This is a genomic window from Paenibacillus sp. J45TS6 (assembly GCF_018403285.1).
Lineage (GTDB): Bacteria > Bacillota > Bacilli > Paenibacillales > Paenibacillaceae > Paenibacillus.
On the sequence record NZ_BOSJ01000010.1, the window covers coordinates 145,928 to 167,349 of the forward strand.

The window sequence follows — 21,422 nt, forward strand, 5'->3', positions numbered from 1 at the left end:
AAAAAGTAGACAACCAGAGAAGAAAAAGTGCGGTTTTTTAGGATAGGGAACATACGTTCTTAATTAGATGATTTCAGCTTATACATACATAAGGACTAAACATAGAACCATGTGTAATTTCATGGAAGTGCAGATCGATACGAAAAATCTCTATCCAAGTTAAAAATGAAGTTTACCTTGACATGTACAGAACGCATCGTATACATTTGTATACAAATAACACACGTATACAAATGTATACGATAAAACAAGGAGGAAACTGCTCATGCGTGAAAGACAAGGTCATGAAGGTAGACAGGGACGTAGAGATCATGAAGAACATCGAGGTCAGCGAGGCCCGAGGTCATTTGATAAGGAGGGAAAAAGAGATTTTAACGGGTCTCATCATAAAAAGGTCCAAACGTTTCGGCGCGGAAGAGCGATTGCTTTTTTAGAGAAACTCCAAGTAAATCGTTCGACTTTACAGCGTCAGTTAGAAGATCCACAATTTGAATCAATTAAACAAGTAATCAGCGGAGAACTGAAGGCAATCGAAATGGTGATGGATGATTTTATCCATATGTTTCAGCTTGATGTGACGGAAGGCAGTGTAGTTGATGCATCAGAAGAAGTTACCAAATCAGCAGAAGATGCTAATGAAGGAGGAAAAGATCAAATTTAATGCCAAACGGAATATTAAAACCCTATTTTAAAGAAACATGGAAAATCTATGTCTCCTCGATCACGCTTCATGCGGCGGCAAGTATAATCTTTGCTTGCTTCCCTAAAGTTCTCGGTTACTTTACAGATCGGCTGCAAATGGGGGATTTAATCAGGGACGATGTAGTTCGTTATAGTCTATTACTGTTATTCATCGGAGCAGGTTATGCACTGATTGGCGGATATGGCCAGTATCTCATCATGTATGTCGGACGTTTATTTGAACTCATCACTCGCCGGAGGTTATTCACGCACTTATCTGGACTTAGTGAAGACTATTATTCAAAAAATGGTACAGGAAAGCTTTTAAGCTATTTTATGAATGACGTTACGGGTGTAAGGGAATCGATCTCGATGGGGATTAACCAGATGGCTATGGGATCGATGTTATTAATATCTTGTATTGGAGCTATGGTTCTTAGTGATATCCCGCTCTATCTTATTGCTGTAGCTGTTGGACCCTTATTCTTGATTCCGTGGATTGTGACAAGGTTTGGACCCTCTATTCGTAAACGGTCTTTAAAAGTACAGGAGTCACTTGCTGCCATGACGGAGTCTGCGGAGGAGCAGTTTGGCGGTATACGTGTTACGAAAAAATTCGCAGTAGAACAGGTCATGATTAAACGGTTTGGTACTTATGTTGATCAAATACGTGATAATCAGCTTTCCCTTATTCGCATCTCATCGTTATTTCAAGCACTTATTCCGTTTCTTGGGTCTATGTCTTTGATTCTAGCGATGGCCCTTGGCGGTTATCTCACCATTAATGGAAGGATCACGCTTGGGAATTTCGTTGCACTGACATTATATGTTCGAATGCTTATAGGCCCCCTTCAGCAGATCGGGAACGTAATTAATACCGTGCAGAGGTCAAGCGCCTCCTTACAGCGACTGAATGATCTCGTAACTGTGGAGCCGGATATTATAGAAGCAGAAGACGCTGTTCCACTCGAGATGAATCAAGCAGCAATACATATCGAAGGGTTAAGTTTTACCTATCCAGAAACGTCTCAGCCAGCACTGCATGATATTGATCTGTACATTGAACCCGGTATGACAGTCGGTATTGTTGGACGTACAGGAAGCGGTAAGACGACCCTTGTGAAGCTGCTACTTCGAATCTATGAGTCTCCAAAACAAACGATCTCGATCGGCGGAATAGATATCCAGCGCATAGAACTTGAAAGTTTGCGCAGCCAGATTGCTTATGTACCACAAGACGGCTTCCTCTTTAGTACAAGTATACGAGAGAACATTGCTTTTGCTAAAAGGAGCGCAGGACAAAAAGAAATCGAGATCGCGGCGAAAAAAGCACGAATCTACGATAATATTATGGATTTTCCTGATCGATTTGAAACGACGCTTGGAGAACGCGGCATTACTCTATCTGGAGGACAAAGACAGCGAACAAGTCTTGCGCGCGGTCTTATCAAACAAGCTCCCTTTATGATTCTAGATGACAGCGTAAGTGCAGTCGATGCGGTAACGGAGACTGAAATTCTACAGACGATTCAAGAAGAACGGCAAGGAAAGACCACGATTATTATTGCGAATCGAATTAGTGCTCTGAGGCACGCAGATCTAATCATCGTTATGGATGAAGGAAGAATCGTGCAGCGAGGAACGCATGAAGAGTTATTAGCTGAACCTGGGCCATATGCTGTGCTTCATGCCATTCAAGAGGAGGGAAGTAAGCATGCCGCGTCCTATTAATGTTACTGGGAATACAGAACATAAGTCGGAAGGCAAGCCGAAACCAAAGTATAAGTCAGCCTTTCGAATTCTCGGTTCCTATATGATTCCGCATCGATTTACGTTTATCTTGGTTGTCATCTGTACGATCATTGCCATTGCATCCGAACTGTTTCAACCTTATTTGGTCAAAGTCGTTATTGACGACAACCTAATGACGGGGGAGAACAATTTTAATCGGATCCTTATCATCTGTATGATTTATTTTGGTTTATCAGTTTCAGGATTTGTGTTTACTTATTTGCAGAACAATTTACTGCAATACGCAGGTCAAAATATTGTAGCGAAAATAAGAAAAGAGTTATTTGAACATATTACTAAGTTCTCTATGTCTTATTTCGATAAAACACCGAGCGGCAGTCTGATTACTCATGTTTCCAGCGATACGGAAGCCGTTAACCAATTCTTTAATCAAGTACTGCTCACCCTTTTACGAGATGGTCTTTCGTTAATTTTTATCATGGTCATGATGTTTCAGCTTGATCCTACGCTTGGCGCATATTGTCTCGTTCTGCTTCCGATCATTGCACTGATATCAATCTCATTCCGAACTTATATGCGAAATACGTTCCAGATGGCTCGTACCCGGCTATCCCGGCTTATAGCGTTCGTATCAGAGAATCTATCTGGTATGAATCTGATTCAGGTCTTTCAGCAACAGAAAGCACAAGCAGATCAGTTTAATGAAAAGAATGAAGCCTATTTTAAAGCAAATTTGCGCGAGATTCGTACGATGGTTCTATTTAATCGTTCCTTTGATTTACTTAGTAATCTAACCATCGCTTTTGTGACTTGGATTGGCGGTTTAGCCGTACTCGGTCATACACTAGAATTTGGTGTACTATATGCATTTATTACGTATATTCGTCAGTTCTTTCAGCCGATCAATGCGATTACTCAGCAGTGGAACACACTACAATCTGCTACGGTTGCGGTTAATCGGATTTGGAGCGTGTTTGATACGAAAACTGAGATCTTGGACCAGCCGAATACACGTCATGTAGATCTAGAATCCATACAAGGACGTGTTGATTTCAATGAAATCACCTTCGGATATAAAAGCGGACAGCCGGTATTTCGCGGGTTAGATCTTCATATCCGCCCAGGAGAGATGATCGGTGTCGTTGGTACAACGGGGGCAGGGAAAAGTTCGCTCATGAGTCTGTTATGCCGGTTTTATGATGTGCAGGAGGGAAGTATTCAAATAGATGGCCATGATATTCGTGACATGAAGCAGGAACAATTGCAGCGGGTCGTCGGTCTTGTTCAGCAAGAACCTTATCTGTATGCAGGCAGTATTATTGATAACATCCGAATGTTCGACGACACGATCAGCCGTGAAGAGGTCATTCGTGCTTGTGAGTTCGTAGGAGCAGATCCAATGATAGGTCGTTTGCCTGATGGATACGATACGAGATTGTCTGAGCGTGGGAGCGGGTTATCTGCTGGAGAGCGTCAGCTATTGTCCTTTGCACGAATTATCGTCTATCGTCCAAAAATTCTTATTCTCGATGAAGCTACCGCTAATCTCGATTCGCAGACAGAGCAGTCGATTCAGCAAGCACTGAATGTCGTATCCAAAGGACGAACAACCCTTGTTATTGCGCACCGTTTATCAACGATCATGCATGCGGACCGTATTGTGGTCTTGCGTCAAGGAGAGATTGTGGAGACAGGAACACATAAAGAGCTTTTAGAGATAGAAGGTTTTTATGAGGAATTATATCGTCATTCTAAGGGAGAGGGTATCCCTTTAACCCCATCATATGTCTGAAAAAGGGGGATCTAAAAGAAAGTGCCAAGAGAGTCTATATGACTTTTGGGCACTTTTTATTTTGTAGAGTGATAAATAGGAATCACTATTATTAATAAGTGAACTTAATATATATTATGTTAACTATTGATTGGATTCCTACATAGATTACCTCTATACATACAGTTGAATAATTTATTTTTAACTTGTAGATAACAAACTGTTTAAAGTCAGTTGTTGTATTACAAATATAATAAGAGTGGAAATATAGGAATAGATGACCTTGATCTCAATCTAACGAGAATAGATCGCTTCATTTCATAGGGGGGAACTTCAAAAAGTGAATTCGAAGACAAAAAATACAGTGGTCATTACACTGCTGGAAACAAGCGATGTGCATGGTCACATTTACCCAACAGATTATCGGGGGGCAGGTAATAAGCCGCTTGGTCTCGCCAAGCTGTCTACAATCATTCGTAAGGAACGGGAAATAGATCCGCATCTCTTACTTATCGATAACGGTGACCTTTTGCAGGGAACTCCCTTCATGTATTACTATGCTAAATACGATAGAACAGGGATGCATCCGGCAACGAAACTGTTAAATCACCTTACATACGATGCAGCTGTACTTGGCAATCATGAATTCAATTACGGTTTAGAGCTGCTGAATAGCCATATCAAAGACGCTAGGTGTCCTTATTTATCTGCCAATATCGTAACGGAGTCCAATGGTGATCCGGCATTCGGCCCGCCTTACCGAATATTTACGATGCAGGAAGGTATCCGTGTTGCCGTGCTCGGTATAATAACGCATTATGTTCCTAACTGGGAAGATTCGGCGAACATCCGTGGACTTGAATTCAAAGATGCGTTATCGTCCGCACAAGAGTGGATTACTCATATTCGTAAAACCCACCAGCTGGATGCTGTCTTCGTCTGCTACCATGGAGGATTTGAATGTGATCCAGTCACCGGAAAGGCTACAGAGCCTCTTACAGGGGAAAATCAGGGCTATGAGATGTGTATGCACCTCGAAGGGGTGGATGTTTTGCTCACGGGACATCAGCATCGGCTACTTACCGGAGAATTAAATGGAGTGTTGTATGCGCAGCCTGGTTCAGCTGGACAAGCGATTGCTAAAGTGGAACTTCAATTTGAGCAGGATGTGCAAGGCAGATGGGGAATATGCGATAAGAAGGCACAACTGATACATGCAAGCGAGGCAGAAGCAGATCAGGAAGTGCTTGCACTTTTTGCAGAGGCGGAACGAAATACCCAGGCATGGCTGGATCAGCCCATTGGCAAAGCAGAAGGCGATTTATCGATACCCGATCCATTTACAGCTAGACAAAAGGATCATGCCTTCACAGAATTTATTAATCGGGTGCAGATGGAGGTCACGGGTGCAGCTATCTCCTGTGCGGCTATTTTTACCAATAAGGCAAAAGGGTTCTCAGAACACATCACCATGCGAGACGTCGTATCTAACTATATCTATCCAAATACTCTGAAGGTACTTCTACTGACTGGCCGTGATATTCGGGATGCCCTGGAGCAGAACGCCCTTTACTTTACGCTCGAGGTGAATACCGGGAGATTACAAGTATCTGAGGGATATCTGCAACCGAAACCGCAGCACTTTAATTATGACATGTGGGAAGGCATTGAATACGAACTGGATATCTCAAGACCCGAAGGGAGCCGTGTTAGTAAGCTATTGTTTAACGGTGCTCCTATGAACCTGGATGCTTCCTTTGAAGTAGTGATGAACAGCTACCGAGCGGGTGGAGGAGGCAACTTCAGAATGTTGATGGACAAACCCGTGATCCGTGAAATACCTACAGACATGACCGAGATTTTAGCTGATTATATCAGGAATCGAAAGGTAATCTATGCATCATGTGATCACAACTGGAAGGTCGTCTTCTGAAAAAGACCGTTATTTATTATTGGTATATACAAAAAAACCTCCAATACCATGGAACCAATGGATTTGGAGGTTTTTGCTGTCTATTTTGATGAAGAATAACCACTGCTGAACAATACTTATCCATGGATGAGTTTGGAACGAAGGCGGTTTGATACCCATTCGATAAGGAGAATTAGAATCACTAAACCGATCAAGATCGAGCCGACTTGATTCCATCTATAGCTGTTCATGGCAAAGATCAGTGGTGCTCCAATTCCACCAGCTCCAACCAATCCGAGGATAGATGCTTCACGCATATTCATGTCAAACCGATAGATCGTAACCGATAGGAATAATGAGAACAGCTGCGGTAAAATGCCGAAGCGGATTTTTTCAAAGGTTGTACAGCCTAGGGAGGTCATCGACTCTAGTACTTTCTTATCCAGCTCTTCAATGGTGTCGACATAGAGTTTCGATAACATTCCGATCGAAGTGAGTCCTATGGTAAGCACACCTGTGAATGGTCCAGGTCCGGACACGCGGATGAACATTAAACCGTAGACCAGCGCTGGAATGGTTCGAATCATAATGAGGAGTAGTCTTGTAATCCAAGCAATCGGTTTCGGTACAATATTGGAGGCCGCTAGAAAAGCGAGCGGAACAGAAAGCACTGCACCTACAAGGGTACCCAAAAAAGCGATGGCTGTCGTTTGAATAAGTAAATAGATGACACCTTGTTTCGATAAGCTAAATAGCAGCTCTAGATCTGGACTGCCCAATCCTTTTAGGATGTTCAGCGCGATCACGAATCCATTCTGATTCATGTCTTTAAAGCTTACTGTGTTTAAAGACCAGACGAACAGAATAAGCACAATAGCCGTAACGGTTAGCACATACCTGTGATTTCGAGGGGAAGCCAGCATTTGCCTTTCTATTGTTGTCATCAAATTAGCCTCCTCAAGTTAACTTTTTTCTGAAATGCTCGCTGATCGTTTCAATTACAAATACGGTGACGATAAGCGATAAAATAATCATTCCCACCCTGGAATAATCTCGCCAGCCGATGTTTTCATGGATCAGCAGACCAATTCCCCCAGCACCTACGTATCCGAGAATAGCCGCGTATCGCACGTTTCCTTCAAAACAAAATAAGGAAGTAGATAGATAACGAGAGAGCACCTGCGGATATATCGAATATCGAAAGGCCTCCACACGGTTCATCCCAATCGATTCCATCGCTTCAAAAGATCCCATATCGACGTTTTCGATCTGTTCATATACTAATTTACCGACATAGGAGAGGGTAAAGAGCATAATGGCCACCAGTCCTGCCATCGGGCCTAAACCGAACACATAGGTAGCGATCAGCGCCGTTACTAGCGTAGGCAGCGTTCTGAGCAGGCTGAGCATGATTTTAAATACAGCTACGACGGATTTATTACGAATGACGTTAGAAGAAGCCATCATGGCGAACGGAAGAGCCAGAGCAGCGCCAATAATAGATCCTAAAAATGACATTTGCAAGGTTGAGATCATCGCATCCCACAGGTGAGGAAAGTAACTCCATTTTGGAGGAACCATCTCGCCTATAATAATAAAAAACTGATTGATCCGGTCGAAGAGCATTTGAATATCGAAATCAGTCAGTTGGGTGGATGTCGCTGTTAAGACGGCAAGAATCAGGAATATGAAGGGGAGCCGTGATCTTTTCTCCATGATGACTTTTCCGTTTGCCAGAACCAGCTTTTTTGGAGGGAAGAGTTTATCATACATGTCCTGAAACCACCTCTAACGTAGATGCAACTTCTTCGTTCTTCTCTTCAGCATCAGAGACATTTCCATAAATGTTGTTCAAAATTCGCTCTGATACCTCAGTGGGCGCACCATCAAATACAATTTTTCCTTCACGAACCCCAATAATGCGGTTTGCATACTCCAGAGCGATCTCTACATGATGGATGTTCATGATCACGGAGATATTCATGGTTTGATTGATTCTCTTGAAATCTTCCATCACAATTTTAGAAGTTACCGGGTCAAGAGAAGCGATTGGTTCGTCCGCAAGTATGATGTCTGGATTTTGGGCGAGTGTACGGGCAAGCGCAACCCGCTGTTGTTGTCCGCCGGATAGCTGATCTACACGGATATATGCTTTATCCAAAATCCCAACTTTATCTAAAGCCTCTAATGCCAGAAGTTTTTGTTCTTTCGTAAAAATGCCGGTCAGCTTACGCCATATGGATAGATCCGGTACGAAAGAGACGAGCACGTTTTTTATTACACTTATTCGATTGACGAGATTGAAAGATTGAAAAATCATCCCAATTCTTCTTCGGAAACGGCGAATTTGTTTGCCGCGTAACTTCGATACATCCACATGGTCTACTAATAACTGTCCTTCTGTAATGTCGTGCATCCGATTAATACATCTGATCAGTGTCGACTTGCCGGCGCCGGATAAACCAATGACGGCTACAAACTCACCTTGTTCAATCTTTAGATTTATGTTGCTCAGAGCGGTTGTACCGTTCGGGTACGTCTTTTGTACATTCATAAATTCGATCATGGAAAAACTCCAATCTTATAGTCTTAAGCTGCCAAGCAGAAAAGGAGAACATCTTAAAAATCACGATGCTCTCGCTTTTTTAGCTGATGCTTACCTGATTTATGCTCTATTAGTTTTTCATTTCTCTAATAATATCTTGAGCTTTTCTTTCAGCATCATAGTCTGAAGATTGTGCTGCTTGATAACCTTCATGGCTATAGACTGCAATTACTTTTTTGCCTTCTTCCGTTTGTGCGATGGAGATGAGCGCATTTTGAAGAGCTTTTTTAAGATCATCCGTCATAACAGAACTGTTCTTACTAACGCTGATCGTATCATTGTAAATTCCATCCGTTACGGCGATTACATTGGTTTCATCCCAAATCGAGCTAGGGCGACTAAATTCATTCGTCCATTGTTCGCTGTAGTCACGTCTTGCATCTGCGAAGGCTACAATAACATCGACTTGTTTAGCTGCTAGACGGGCAAAGGAGCTGCCGTATGAGTCAGATGTAACCACGTGTGCTAGATCAGTAATGCTTTTATTAAAGTTTTCTTGCAGCCATAGGGTAGGGTAGATATATCCAGCAGAGGAGGAGGTAGACATCACCGCCCAATTCGCATCGTTTACATCTTCCCATGTCAGATTTCCGCCATTGTTGACTTTTTCAGCTAATGCCTGTCCTTTAGCCGAAGGGCCTGCGATGAATAGGGAGCGATAATACGTTGCCTGGTCAGTTGTCGGTTCGGTTGGCTTGTTATCGTTCCAGTCTTTAGCTAATTCAGAGTCATTAGACAATCCGGCTCGTGTTGCCGTTAAAATAACGTCAGCTCCATCATCATATAAAGCATAAGTTCCACCGGGTACAAATCCGATATCTGTCGTGCCTGCAGTCAATGCTTCACCTACGGCTTCATATGTAGTGCCTACATCAATGCTGATTTCTCCAACATTGAAACCTTCCGTTGCCAATTGGTTTTTTAGTAAGTCTTTTAGTGGATCCGTTGCTGTAATAATATCCTCTGGATCTTTGGATGGAACAAAACTGATTCTCAGCTTCTCAATATCCTTTGATTCAGTACCTGTATCACCCGATGTTTCGTTGTTATCAGCACCTGAAGATGAAGAGGCCGGGGAAGATGTGTTTTGCGGCGAACTACTGCTGCTACTGGTTCCACAACCTGCGATCAGCGCCATGACTAAAGTGAATAACGTGAAAAGCATGATTCTTTTTTTCAATTCATTACCCCCGATTATATTTGTAATTTTCAAAAGCGGACGGAAGACGCTCGCTATTTGAAAGACAAACTCATTGTATAATCTCTTTGTTCGTAATTTATAAAGGAGATATCAAACCAATGATAAAATTTGCGGCAATATCCTTTGTTTTGTCAAATAGGATGGGATTATGATGTTTTTTAACATGTAGTTAATAATCCAAGTAATTGAAGTGAGAATTGGTCGGATCATGTTGCAGCTTTTTTGATTTTTGAGGAGGGTAATGTGGTAGGTCATAAAAGGAGATGCAGAAGATGCAGTGAATATAAATTTGTAAATAATGGTAAAATAATTAATGAGGTGAGCTGATCAGAAAATATATAGTAGAATTTAATAGTATTAGAGTAAAGTAGCTGGTTTAATTGAGTTAGTGGATTTTAAAAAGATCAAAGGATGCTAATTAGGTCGAATCGAGTATTAGTTAATAAAAGTGATGAAAATCAGAGGTTGATAAAGAAAAATCAAAGTAATGGAAATAATGATTGAAGAGTAACTTTGTCGTCGTAGTTAGAATATCAATGATCACATTTAGATGATGTATTGATTTTTAATAAATAATAATATTAGGATTATAAGTATCAAAAATAATCGAACTTAATGGATCTATAAGTTAAGTATCAAAAATAATCGAACTTAATGATGAATAATCATCTATAAGCGTTTTTCCTTATACATTTTCACAAAACCCGTATTTTGTACATATGTATGTAAATCGATTTATAAACTTAGTTTTCCCTTTCTTATTTTTATTTTTAGTATTATTTATTCTTTTAGTTTAAATCTTTTATAAACTTCTTGATTTCTTCGATGATCTGTTCACTTTTAACATGGTGTATATAATGCTTCGTATTTGGAAAAACAACGTGTGTAGCTCTTGAAGATAATAACAATAGTTCACTTTGCGTTTGTTCCCAGTTCTTATATCCATTGTTGGTCGCAGAGATAACTAACATTGGTAAATCACCCAAGTTCCCTTTCTCCTTCAGCAAGCGACCATTTTCAGACATTGATTGCATTTCCAGCTTCATATCAAGATTGTTCAAATTGTTTAAAGCCATTGCAACTTTAATCTCTTTTAAATCCTCAGGGAGACCATCTATATCGACGAACAACCCGTCTGTAATCCCCAACTTGCTGAGTCCTCTTAAAATACCAGAGTTCTTTGCAAGACTCATAGCACCCCATCCCAGCTTCATCAAAACTGTTTGTTCGAAACCCATGGCATACTCGGGACTTATCCCATCAATGAGGACGACACCTGCTACTTCATTGGGGTAAAGCATAGCGTAGTTGATTAGTTCTAATGAGCCCATTGAATGGGCAAGTAAAATATAAGGTCCGCTCTCTCCAGATTTGCTTAATAATACATGCAATTCTTTTGCCATACTGTCGACATTTTGCTGTTTATGTAAGGGCTCACTCCATCCGTAACCTGGACGTTCATACAAAATGACTCTTTGCTTTTTATCAATTCGACTATAAAGTGGATAAAAGTCTGCATATGGTGAGGTCGTCCCACTTCCCGCTGCTAAAACTATTGTATAAGGACGATCAGGACTTCCTTGAGAGTATATATGCATAGCATGTCCATTTTCCCTGGTGGAATTAGTAGTTTCATATCATTCTCAACCCCATACTTCTGATATATACACCCAATTACAAAAAAAAATATAATGACAAAAAACAATAAATATGTCCTTTTCTTATTCATATTGATTCAATCCTCGCAGATTATTTTCATGTTAGATTTTCGGAATATCAAGAAAAAAACCTATAACCAAAATATATTACCCGGTGTTGAGTAATCAAGAGCAAAAGAAGAAAACTTAGTATATATCACTTCTTTTGTAGATGGCTATAAGGACTAAAAAGCAGCCAGTCTTTTGAGCAGCTACTTTTTACTTCTTGTAATTAAATTCATTTATATGTTTTTTTAATTGCATAGGAACTAATCATTCATTTCGTCACGTCCAATTGTATGGTTTCCTGCAAAACTCTTTCCCTGTTCTCAGTAAATCGATAAACCCCAATCTCGGCAATGGAGTCATCCAGCCATGTAATATCAAATCTATCCAGAGAATCTAAATCAAAATCATCAAACTCTTTGAAGTTTTTCAATGGCGAAGCATATTTCCCGTAATATATACGCAAAGAAGAATAAGCATATCGAACATTCCTATCCTTCACATCCACAACTTTCGAACTCGTCTCCTGCAGGTCAATTGTATGAATGTTATTAGGCGAGTGACTCACTGTAATTGATGTTACAATATAAGGAGCATAATCAGTAACTTCCTCCTCCCATTTTGCTGTTGAGGAGCAACCACTAAGCACAACTAACACTCCCGTGATAAGCATACTTAATTTCAGTAATCGATTTAGTTTCTTGTATTCCATACTAAATTTCTCCCCTATATTTTGACTACAACATTGTCTTGTTGATTATAGGTTCTTTTTTAACTACCTTTGTTGGGTAACGCTGACTGATGTCTCATCTCAGCCTTTTAGTTTACTTCATCAATCAAATAGCCCGTTAGCTGAATAAACATAGGTTCCGATTGTTGTAAGGTCGAATTTATCTTAGTTCAGATACCTATCAATGTGTTCCAATTCAAATAATCCACTCTCACGGATGAATTGCTTAAGTAAATAATTATGACTGCTTCCATAAATGACAAGAATCCGATCATCTTCTGTAGCCAATCTAGCAATGTTGGAATAAATAATTAAGTTTCTCATATACCACCAACGCAACCAGAAGCTTCCGATGTAATCTGGGTATTCACCGAAACGTGCTCTGTACCGAATATAGTATTGATGATCGAAAGCATTTAACTCATCATCGTTATTATTACGGATCATTTCTAGCACTGTTCCGGGTTTGAACATCTTATGTAGTCGTTCCACCCACTCGTTCGATTCGTTGTATAGCTCAGGCTGTTTTTTTTCTGCTTCTTCAAAGCCACGTTCCAATAAGTCTTTATCCGCTTGATCCAGATGCATGTAATCAGTCGCATAAATTTGCTCGTGTCCTAGATCACGAGCAATACGATATCCTAATTGCTGAATCTCTCTGCCAATAGTTCTGAATCCCCTGAAAGAAATTTCTGGTATTCTTTATTAAGCTCATCATTTCGCTCTAGAACTTCCTCCACACACACCTTCGTAGGACGAAACTCCGCTATCCGCTGCGACAACTCTTGAATTTCTTTCTGACGATAGGGTTCAAGGATGTCATCTACATATCGAAAATGGAAAACACCCATCACTAACACAACTGGCTTGCTCCTCATATTTACCAACTCTCCTGTTTTCAAATAACTAATTCATAGCTATTCGCCTCCAACAAGTAAATCCCTTCCAGCGACGTGTGATTTGCTACACTATTCTGCCGGTTAGCTTAATGAAAAAGCTGTAAAATTTAATTAGATATCTATCTAATCGGTAATCGGACCATGTTCTTGTCCATTTCGGTAATCGGTACAAGTTCTTGTCCCCCGACATTCCTCTTTTAAAATTGATTTTCTCCAAAAAACATAAGCATAGGCATAAGGACACAGTTCAGGAAATTCAATAGCTTCATCCGATTTTCGTAGCCCCACTAATTGAGTGATACATCGTTTATGTTGTTGGAGTGGCTCCTGAAATAATCGCTTTACAACTTATTGAACAGCATCAGAAGTAACTTGCAGTAATTCTCTTTGGAAATGATTAGAGAAATAATCCTGCCTATTATCAGATTTGTTTGAGTGAAATACTTTTATTTCTTCTGGGTCATCTTTAACTAAACTCTTTAGATTGCAATGTTCTGCATGAACGATCCATTTGGACTACATATTTGTTGTCTTTATGTTAGCCTGGTTCGCTGAAGCGCAACGAAGAACAGCAGAATTCAATTGATCAGGCGCTCTAATTCCCGTTCCAGAAGCGGTTATAATAAAGCAATGCGGTTTTGCTACTATCTTGCTAGAGGTCCCAAAATAAGAGCCTGAGCTTCTCATAATTTATATCATTCACTTTATCTAACTCCAAATAATTTCTAATAGCTAGAAGTAAGTGCTACTTGTGCATGATGATGGCCAATCTTTTGCTCTAGATACGCCGGTTCCCCCCACTCGCTCATCGTAGCCCAAGAATCCATCCGTGTTCTCGATAGAATTGCTCGGCGGATATATCCGTTTTTATCGACACCTTAATCATGGCTATCTACCTCACTTTGAATTACAAATGTCAAAGCCATCGTCGACAATGTATTTCCTGCAATTTCGACTACTCCTTCTTTCACATCGGCAGCAATATTGAGCGACGAGAGCAGATTTGTCCAGAATTTAACCGCTTTCGCATTTGATTTGAACATGCCTACGTCGTACCGGCCTGGGAAAAGTCTGAATATGCGCATGGCCGCCTCTTTGGCAATTTTCATGCCTCTATATTTGGGCAGAATAAATAACTCTTGCACTGAATAGTCCACCCCTTCTGCAACATAAGGAGGGGAAGTAATTAGTATAAAACCGACGAGGTTCTCATTAACTTTAATGAAATAGGGATGTAGCCGTTCATCTTGGTAATATGGCGATGTGTCATCCATTTCGAATGTACCGTTAGTTCCGATATCTTCCAACGAGTAAGCAGACAACTCATAAAGATAATAATTAAACATGTTTACAAAACATTCTTGGTCAGCTTCGGTTATTTTTTGAATTTTCGTGTTCATCATCTCATCTCCTAGATCTTAATATGGTTCCTTATACATCACATAATAGGCCGCACACAACGCATTTCATGTATCATGATAACTAAGTAAAACTTCGCCATCTTCCATTTCACCAGTCTCTTGAAACCCTTAAGCACGCTTCCATTAATCCAATGATAAATAGTCACCATGATTGTATTTTCGCTAAGATCAGTTGATATTTCTGTTACCAGATCACCTTGAAGATTTCTGACAGGGGCAGGTACGACGAGATTTGTATCTTTAACCAAAGATTCAAGCCAAATAAGCTCTGATGCGATATTCCCTTTTGATTGAATGGAAATCGTTGCGATATGGATTTTGATAAGAAACTTCTGATTATCATCGTTGGTCTGAACTTGAAATGTAACATTATCACTCTTTCCGAGATACACAAGTTTTTCCCAAACGATTGGATATTGACGTAAAGCTTCTTTCGCTACCTTCGCATAATCTTCTTCAGAAAGCATAATATCCACTCCAGTTAATGTAATTTTAACTTCACAATTTTACCAAGTAACCTTTATTTTATGGTGATAAAAGTCGATTATAGCTAAACTTTACTCCCCCATTAGCTCAATGAAATAGTTGAATCTTCTTTAGATATTTATCTAATCAGTAATGGGACTATGTTCTTGTCCCCCGACATGTATGTATGTTTATTTGCCCGTAAGTTGAACAAAAGCAGCCGATCACATTGATCAGCTGCTTTCTTAGTATTTTAAACTATCATTTTACCGTTAGCGTAATAAATTTACTTATTATTATGAAGTTTAAATGACTCCTCAAGGTCATCCCATGTTACATTAACTTTTATAACTTCATTTTCAGCAACTTTTGCTCCACCTTTTGAACTTCCTGAAGACGAAAATGTATCAGTTAATGGAGGTTCCGTGAATTCTCTTGTGCTATCTCCACTACTACTAATAGTTTCGTAAGAGTATTTAAGTTTTTGTAATGAAGACAACTCCTCTAAAGGACCTTTATATTTTATTATGAAGTCATAACTATCTTCGTTAGAATAAGTTTTTCTTCTGCCTTCCTCTTCCCATTTTTCCGTTCCTTTATAAGAGTATTGAGCTTTCCAATGTTCACTTTCTCCAATAAATTTATAGTTATTGGTCATAATAGCTAACTGCACTTTTAAATCCTCTCCAATTAGCTTTGTACCTTCGTAAATAACACCATTGTCATAATTCTTTATATCAAAATACCCATTATAATAATCCCAAACATCAGAATTTGAATACTTAGCAATTACGTCCATTATGTCATTGAATAAAGTAGAAGCCTCAGATTCTGATGGATGTCCATCAATCATAAGCCTAAATTTCACTTCCTTTTTACCATCAAATGCAGATGCTGTTGTATCTATCTCTTCAAGTTCCCTAAAATAATCCTCGGATTTTACGAGTGTATCGCTCATGTCTATTCTTGATTCCTGACTACAAGCGATAGTTAAAAATAATAAAAGAAATGAAAAAGCATATAAACTAACTCTATTCACAATTTGTCCCCGCCTTTTTTAGCATACACCCATTTTTCGCTTCCATTTTAGCTGCGAAACAAGCATGTTTCTAATTTCTTGTATCACCTTACTGATAGATAGGAACATAGTTCACTATAAACAACGTTGAAGAATAAGAATGAGTTACATGATAAATCCAACGATCCTGCTGTTTGCATTAATAAAAGGGAGCAACTACAACTGGCAAGCTGCTCCCTACTGTGTTCAACTAATGTTTTACAGTTAGCGTAACGTTTTCAGTACATTTTTTGAAACGTCCGTAATTATCTTAAACGACTAATTCCTTTAATCCAGGTTCAAAATTTGTTAAATCAGAAAAGCTTTGACCTGTTTCGTTTATCTCCAAGAATCGGTTCATAACAGTGTCTTTATCTCCTTCTGTTATCCATAGTGAAGATAAGTATTTTGCAAGACCGTAAGAGTTCAGTTTATGTCCGTTATCTAACACAAGTCCAAACATCCTTAGAGAATCTTCATGTTTTTCTATTCTAGTAAATGAGCATCCCAAATTATTTAGAGCGATGAGTAATGATCGCTTTGAAGTCCGGGAATAGTTTAGTTGACTCCAACTTCCCAACAATGGTGGTGCTGTTTCAACATTTTCTATCGAGCAAATTTCATCCAATTCTGCTGGAAGTAATTGATATATACAAGAAATGATTGAATTTATCCCCTCTTCATCTTTATGTAAATAATTCCGTTCCAAGAGTAACGAAAAATATGCAATTTTTGAGAAAAGAAGATTCTGCCAAGTGTCGTCCTCATGAATTAACCTCAGCATATTTTCAAGAGCAATATCGAGTACTTGTATATTTTTTAATGTTAATGAAGATGCCGCAGCGGTTCGATGACTTTCAAAGCGCACAGCCCGGTTTTCACGCGATCTATTCGAATGTGTACAGGCGTATAGATACCATTCAGTCCAATCCTTGAAATGGTCGCCTAGGGACAAAGTTAATGCTTGTGTAGCGTCTGATACTAACCAGTGGAGTTTTTCAGGATATAATGCTGTCTTCCCCCAGTTAACAAACTCTAAGTGATTCTGGTACAAATCATTCGTGTTCCTTAGTAAAGCATAGTTATCGGAAAGATTCCAATATACCCAGCCTTCTTCATCTAATGATAGCTTTTTCGATTTCTTGAAATCATGAAGGAGGTCAATTATTTCGATACTATCGTTAGCGTTAACTAGTTGATTAAACTTTTCATAAATATCCATTTTCCACCAGTCCCTTCGAAGGAATATATGGATTATACATACTACTTCAAACTTATAACAGACTGATAATTACTCCCCGTCTTTGGTATAATTAAATTAGGACAAAAGATAACGCGGCAGGATCACAGGTCTGTCCAATTCATAGCAATCTTCTCGCGTTTAGGCTGCCACTTATCTGGCAGTCTTTTTGCATATTCTTTCACTCATCAGAAGAATCGGTACTAAATACGCGCTATGTTTTCCTGCCGGTTAGTTTAATTAAAAGGTGTCTAATCATCTTTATTTACCGCCGTCGATGAAATCATATCAGGAGTGTAGAATGTTCTTGTCATCTGTCGGGAATGTTATCAAGTTCTTGTCATTGTGTTTTGACAATTTCGTTAGCGGAGTTTCTATTTCTTGATCACGTCCGCCGACGCCTGAGCTGGATAGGATTGGTCTATCGCCCCGTTAGGGATATTTATGCTCACTTGGTCACCTACCGAAACAGCATCAAAACCTTCTTTGTCCACTGAAAGCCAGATTGCATTCGGCTGAGCGCCTTCCAATATTTCGTTAAGTGGTGCTTCAATATGATCAACCCTGTCACGCACCACCAGGACTCTACCGTCTTCTTTCGCAACAACAAAACCCTCTTTATGAGTCCAATGCTCGTCTGATTCACTATTATTGTCGGATGAACATCCTGTTGCCAGTACCAGTACGAATACGAGTAAAACAAACATTTTATTCAAAATGATCTTCCTCCATGTTAAGTATTTATATAAATATGAACGAGTTAAGAGAAGAATTGGTTGCAAACGAGAAGTGATGTAAAATCATGTTAAACTGCCCAATAGCATAAAGAAAAAGCAACCGGTCTGTTGATCGGGGTTGGTTACTTGTTCTTTTTGAACTATCGTTCTACCGTTAGCTTAATAACTTGATTCTTCAAGAACTTTTTTGCATCATAGTTTTTGAACTATATTAGTTCCTTTTCCTTTTTTACTCTCCTGAAAAAAGACGATCACCTACATTTATCTTGTCTTTTTATTTTAATTATGAAGTAGTATTATATTTTTTATGAGGTGACTTATGAAAAAATCCAATATGCTATTTATCGGAGAGCTGTCCAAGAGTACAGGCGCAAGCGTGAGGTCGATACGGTATTATTAAAGACTTGGTTTGTTAAAACCTGCCTATATAGATCCCGATACAAGCTACCGCTATTATGATTATGATCAAATCTATTTAGTTGAATTAATCCAAATCTGCATTCAGTTGGACATTCAGTTAAGCGAACTAAAAAAATACATGACAGGCGATATAATAGACTACTCCGCACTTCTTAGCTTTGGAGAAAAAATCGCTAAACAAAAACTTTCAGCCGTGGAGCGTTCTCTGCGATTCATTGTTAGCGTACAGGAAAGAATAGAGCAGGCAGACGAACACTCACAAGGAGAAATTTACATAAGGCAAATCCATGAAAAATATTTTTTGGTTAAGCCAGTTAGTGGGTTTGATGATGATGTGTTTGGAGAACTGCTAAAGTCTAATCATACACCTTACAATCCTGTGGGTGAATTACTTGAATATGGACTTTTTGCGGAGATTACAGCCGACGGAATAAAGCGGTACGCATTTACTGAAATAGCAGAAAAACCAAATAAACTTGATAATATAAGAGTTATCCCTAGCGGTGAGTATTATTGCAAAGTAACGCCAAAATCAGAGATTGAAAATGCAAAAAATACTTTTTCGAGTGTTTTACAAAACACAGCTGCTTTTTTGGTTATTGAAACAGCCATGTTTACAAGCAAGTACAAAATAGATAAGCCGTTCCAAGAGGTTAGAGTAATTCGTCTATAGTCGTGTATATGAATAATGCTAGTTCCTCAAATGATATGCTCTCATCATAGTAGACAGAAGAAAAAATATTCAAAAGATTTCGATTTCATACGAGATCTAATTCAGGTGGTGAGGGGTTGCTTACAACAGGTATCTAAACCCAACCATGAGGCAAAACAGTTAGGGTTCTAGAAAAACACGCTTATCGATTAGATAAGAAAATCTAGGGGGTTTACCCTAATGAGCTTAAAATATAACAATGACTAAAACAGCCTATACTCTAACGAATATCGATAAGCAGCTTAACTAAAAAATACCCCCTCAGTCTTAATAACCGAGGGGATATTGAATACTATTTTTAAAAGTCTGTCTAATTGACAGGTTCCACTTCCCATACCGAGGGTAACGTTATTTTTCTTATTTAATGCATTTTATAGAATACAGGCAGGAATAGCCCTCACCCCAAAAGTTCGGAAATACCTCAATCGGCTCAAATCCAAGTGCTTTGTAGAAACCTCTAGTACCTTTGTAGCTTTCATTGTCGCTTGATTCATCTATTGTTTTCACGATAAAAAAACCTATCTTATTTTCTTTGCAAAAATCTTCGCAATGTAAAACTAGCTTTTTCCCAATGCCTTTACCGTGCTGTGAGCTTAAAACTCCCATCATTCCAATTTCTGCGGAATTAGGAGTATGCAATTTTAGACTAATGAAGCCTACCGCTTCATTACCATCATAAGAAGCAAAGAACGGAGCTTTCTCGAAAGAGCCGCTCGCTTGCTCAACGTCAGTGATTGTTGTATCTTTACCAAACCAATCGGGCAGGTCTGTAACCAACTTTTCAACAATACTTACTTTTTCCTCATAGCTTAGAACTTCTCTGATTTCTGTCATAACCTTTATTCTCCTTTGTATATCCAATCATTTTTAGCGAGGAATTACACAACGGTAACGGAGTGTTTTCTTGCGCTATAAATATTATGAACTATGACATTATGTTAGGGTCAAATGTTCATAAGTCAGAAACTTAATTTTCGACTTATCGCACAGTTATCCTAAATAAGAACATCTTCTAACTGAGGGGTAATTTCGATTAGATAAGTGCATATATGGATTCAACCCAAGAAAAACCACAGGTTATTTCCATCAAATTGATGGAAGCTATCGTAGGAACTCTCCAATGTTGTCCTTCTCAAGGGACATATACACTGTAATACCATATATTTCAACTAACCAGCCCGTTAGTTGAACAAAAACAGCAGACCCAAGTGGATCTGCTGTTTTTAAAATCTTCTGTTAAGTTATCATCAACGACATATAAATTCATTTGGTCAGAATCCTGCTCTTGTCCGTACTATGGCACAATAATTTGTCTGCCCACGTTCACATCGTCTACCTTCCATTGGTTATCAACAAATTTATAGAATACATAACGATCAACGAGTTCGAGGTTGATAGGACCGCTTTCAAAGTAAGCAGATTGGTGCATTCTCGCTAATGTAGTACTGCTGTAAGTAATATCCGCCATTTTTGTTAGTATAGCGTTATTTTTAATGCCATTACTGTGAATAATCTTGTTTATAAATGAGTCCGTAAAATAAGGTCTGAAATGTGTTCGGATTTGGGAATAGCTTGAGAGATCGGTGGCCTCATTAATTTTTTCATTAAGTACATTTATTCTTTCCTGACTCATTCTCCAAGACTTGAGCGGCTCTGTATAAATATAAACCTGTTCTTGACCGATCGTAATGGTTGCTTTTCGTTCTTGCTGAGACCACAGCGCTGTTCCGCCAAACGCTTCAGCAAAGGCACGTGCTGGTATATAAGTTGTTCCACTATAAATTTTCGCTGGCACATCAAGGCTGAAAGCAGCGTTATTTAATAAAGCATCGCGAGAATTAATATGCAACAATAGCTCTCGTTTTCCACGAGTAATCGTAATGCTTTTCTTTTCCTGGTTCCAAACCACTTCTGAATAGAATCTCTCTGAAACTGAACGTAATGGAATTAGCATTCTTCCATTTTCAATTTTTCCGTTGTCAACCATATTCGTAAAAGAATTGGCGAAGCTTTTCGCTGGACTACCGATTATTAAAGTGCACACTAAAGATAGAGTTAGTGTGATTATTATTTTTTTCAAAGATGCTTCCTCCCGTTATTCCATGAAATTCCTTAG

20 protein-coding genes are annotated in these 21,422 nt (G+C 39.1%); 5 read left to right on the forward strand and 15 right to left on the reverse strand.

Annotated elements, in window-relative coordinates:
- Positions 1 to 265: 265 nt before the first annotated feature.
- The 4 genes from KJS58_RS15970 (at position 266) to KJS58_RS15985 (ending at position 6,137) form a co-directional block, all read left to right on the forward strand.
- The gene (locus KJS58_RS15970; protein ID WP_213533831.1) at positions 266 to 661 is read left to right on the forward strand and encodes a hypothetical protein; all 396 of its coding nucleotides are present in this window, start codon (positions 266 to 268) and stop codon (positions 659 to 661) included.
- Complete coding sequence (locus KJS58_RS15975; RefSeq protein WP_213533833.1) at positions 661 to 2,412, forward strand: ABC transporter ATP-binding protein; 1,752 nt, start codon at positions 661 to 663, stop codon at positions 2,410 to 2,412. Before KJS58_RS15970 ends, KJS58_RS15975 begins: the two co-directional genes overlap by 1 nt.
- Positions 2,396 to 4,225: an ABC transporter ATP-binding protein gene (locus KJS58_RS15980; protein WP_213533835.1), complete on the forward strand. Its 1,830-nt coding sequence runs from the start codon at positions 2,396 to 2,398 to the stop codon at positions 4,223 to 4,225. Before KJS58_RS15975 ends, KJS58_RS15980 begins: the two co-directional genes overlap by 17 nt.
- A 319-nt stretch (positions 4,226 to 4,544) precedes the next feature.
- Positions 4,545 to 6,137, forward strand: coding sequence for a bifunctional metallophosphatase/5'-nucleotidase (locus tag KJS58_RS15985; protein WP_213533837.1), 1,593 nt, complete (start codon positions 4,545 to 4,547; stop codon positions 6,135 to 6,137).
- A gap of 116 nt (positions 6,138 to 6,253) precedes the next feature.
- On the opposite strand, the gene phnE (KJS58_RS15990) is transcribed toward KJS58_RS15985, so the two are convergent.
- The 13 genes from phnE (KJS58_RS15990) to KJS58_RS16050 form a co-directional block, all read right to left on the reverse strand.
- On the reverse strand, positions 6,254 to 7,060 hold the full coding sequence (gene phnE, locus KJS58_RS15990) for a phosphonate ABC transporter, permease protein PhnE (RefSeq protein ID WP_213533839.1): 807 nt from the start codon (positions 7,058 to 7,060) through the stop codon (positions 6,254 to 6,256).
- A gap of 13 nt (positions 7,061 to 7,073) precedes the next feature.
- Positions 7,074 to 7,889 (reverse strand): phosphonate ABC transporter, permease protein PhnE, encoded by an 816-nt coding sequence (gene phnE, locus KJS58_RS15995; protein WP_213533841.1) that lies wholly within the window; start codon positions 7,887 to 7,889, stop codon positions 7,074 to 7,076.
- A complete protein-coding gene (gene phnC, locus KJS58_RS16000; RefSeq protein WP_213533843.1) occupies positions 7,882 to 8,682 on the reverse strand; it encodes a phosphonate ABC transporter ATP-binding protein in 801 nt (266 codons plus the stop codon). Before phnC ends, phnE (KJS58_RS15995) begins: the two co-directional genes overlap by 8 nt.
- A 109-nt stretch (positions 8,683 to 8,791) precedes the next feature.
- A complete protein-coding gene (locus KJS58_RS16005) occupies positions 8,792 to 9,901 on the reverse strand; it encodes a phosphate/phosphite/phosphonate ABC transporter substrate-binding protein (protein WP_374705822.1) in 1,110 nt (369 codons plus the stop codon).
- Positions 9,902 to 10,710: 809 nt separating this feature from the next.
- The gene (locus KJS58_RS16010) at positions 10,711 to 11,520 is read right to left on the reverse strand and encodes an alpha/beta fold hydrolase (RefSeq protein WP_213533845.1); all 810 of its coding nucleotides are present in this window, start codon (positions 11,518 to 11,520) and stop codon (positions 10,711 to 10,713) included.
- Positions 11,521 to 11,896: 376 nt separating this feature from the next.
- Complete coding sequence (locus KJS58_RS16015) at positions 11,897 to 12,337, reverse strand: hypothetical protein (protein WP_213533847.1); 441 nt, start codon at positions 12,335 to 12,337, stop codon at positions 11,897 to 11,899.
- 183 nt (positions 12,338 to 12,520) lie between these two features.
- A complete protein-coding gene (locus KJS58_RS16020; RefSeq protein ID WP_306433098.1) occupies positions 12,521 to 13,054 on the reverse strand; it encodes a DUF5694 domain-containing protein in 534 nt (177 codons plus the stop codon).
- Positions 12,997 to 13,233 carry a hypothetical protein gene (locus KJS58_RS16025; RefSeq protein WP_213533850.1) on the reverse strand — a complete coding sequence of 79 codons (237 nt, stop codon included), beginning with the start codon at positions 13,231 to 13,233 and terminating at the stop codon, positions 12,997 to 12,999. Before KJS58_RS16025 ends, KJS58_RS16020 begins: the two co-directional genes overlap by 58 nt.
- A gap of 899 nt (positions 13,234 to 14,132) precedes the next feature.
- Positions 14,133 to 14,654 (reverse strand): GNAT family N-acetyltransferase, encoded by a 522-nt coding sequence (locus tag KJS58_RS16030; protein WP_213533852.1) that lies wholly within the window; start codon positions 14,652 to 14,654, stop codon positions 14,133 to 14,135.
- A 38-nt stretch (positions 14,655 to 14,692) separates the two neighbouring features.
- Positions 14,693 to 15,142 carry an aminoglycoside phosphotransferase/kinase family protein gene (locus KJS58_RS16035; protein WP_213533854.1) on the reverse strand — a complete coding sequence of 150 codons (450 nt, stop codon included), beginning with the start codon at positions 15,140 to 15,142 and terminating at the stop codon, positions 14,693 to 14,695.
- Positions 15,143 to 15,426: 284 nt separating this feature from the next.
- Positions 15,427 to 16,179: an IolE/MocC family protein gene (locus KJS58_RS25525; RefSeq protein WP_249717437.1), complete on the reverse strand. Its 753-nt coding sequence runs from the start codon at positions 16,177 to 16,179 to the stop codon at positions 15,427 to 15,429.
- Between the two features lie 289 nt (positions 16,180 to 16,468).
- Complete coding sequence (locus tag KJS58_RS16045; protein WP_213533856.1) at positions 16,469 to 17,419, reverse strand: hypothetical protein; 951 nt, start codon at positions 17,417 to 17,419, stop codon at positions 16,469 to 16,471.
- Between the two features lie 392 nt (positions 17,420 to 17,811).
- A complete protein-coding gene (locus tag KJS58_RS16050) occupies positions 17,812 to 18,144 on the reverse strand; it encodes a DUF3221 domain-containing protein (RefSeq protein ID WP_249717446.1) in 333 nt (110 codons plus the stop codon).
- Positions 18,145 to 18,583: 439 nt separating this feature from the next.
- On the opposite strand from KJS58_RS16050, the gene KJS58_RS16055 reads away from it, so the two are divergent.
- Complete coding sequence (locus tag KJS58_RS16055; protein ID WP_213533860.1) at positions 18,584 to 19,267, forward strand: MerR family transcriptional regulator; 684 nt, start codon at positions 18,584 to 18,586, stop codon at positions 19,265 to 19,267.
- A 396-nt stretch (positions 19,268 to 19,663) separates the two neighbouring features.
- Here KJS58_RS16055 and KJS58_RS16060 read toward each other — a convergent pair whose 3' ends face one another.
- A complete protein-coding gene (locus KJS58_RS16060; protein ID WP_213533863.1) occupies positions 19,664 to 20,140 on the reverse strand; it encodes a GNAT family N-acetyltransferase in 477 nt (158 codons plus the stop codon).
- 460 nt (positions 20,141 to 20,600) lie between these two features.
- On the reverse strand, positions 20,601 to 21,386 hold the full coding sequence (locus KJS58_RS16065; RefSeq protein WP_213533865.1) for a copper amine oxidase N-terminal domain-containing protein: 786 nt from the start codon (positions 21,384 to 21,386) through the stop codon (positions 20,601 to 20,603).
- Between the last annotated feature and the right edge of the window lie 36 nt (positions 21,387 to 21,422).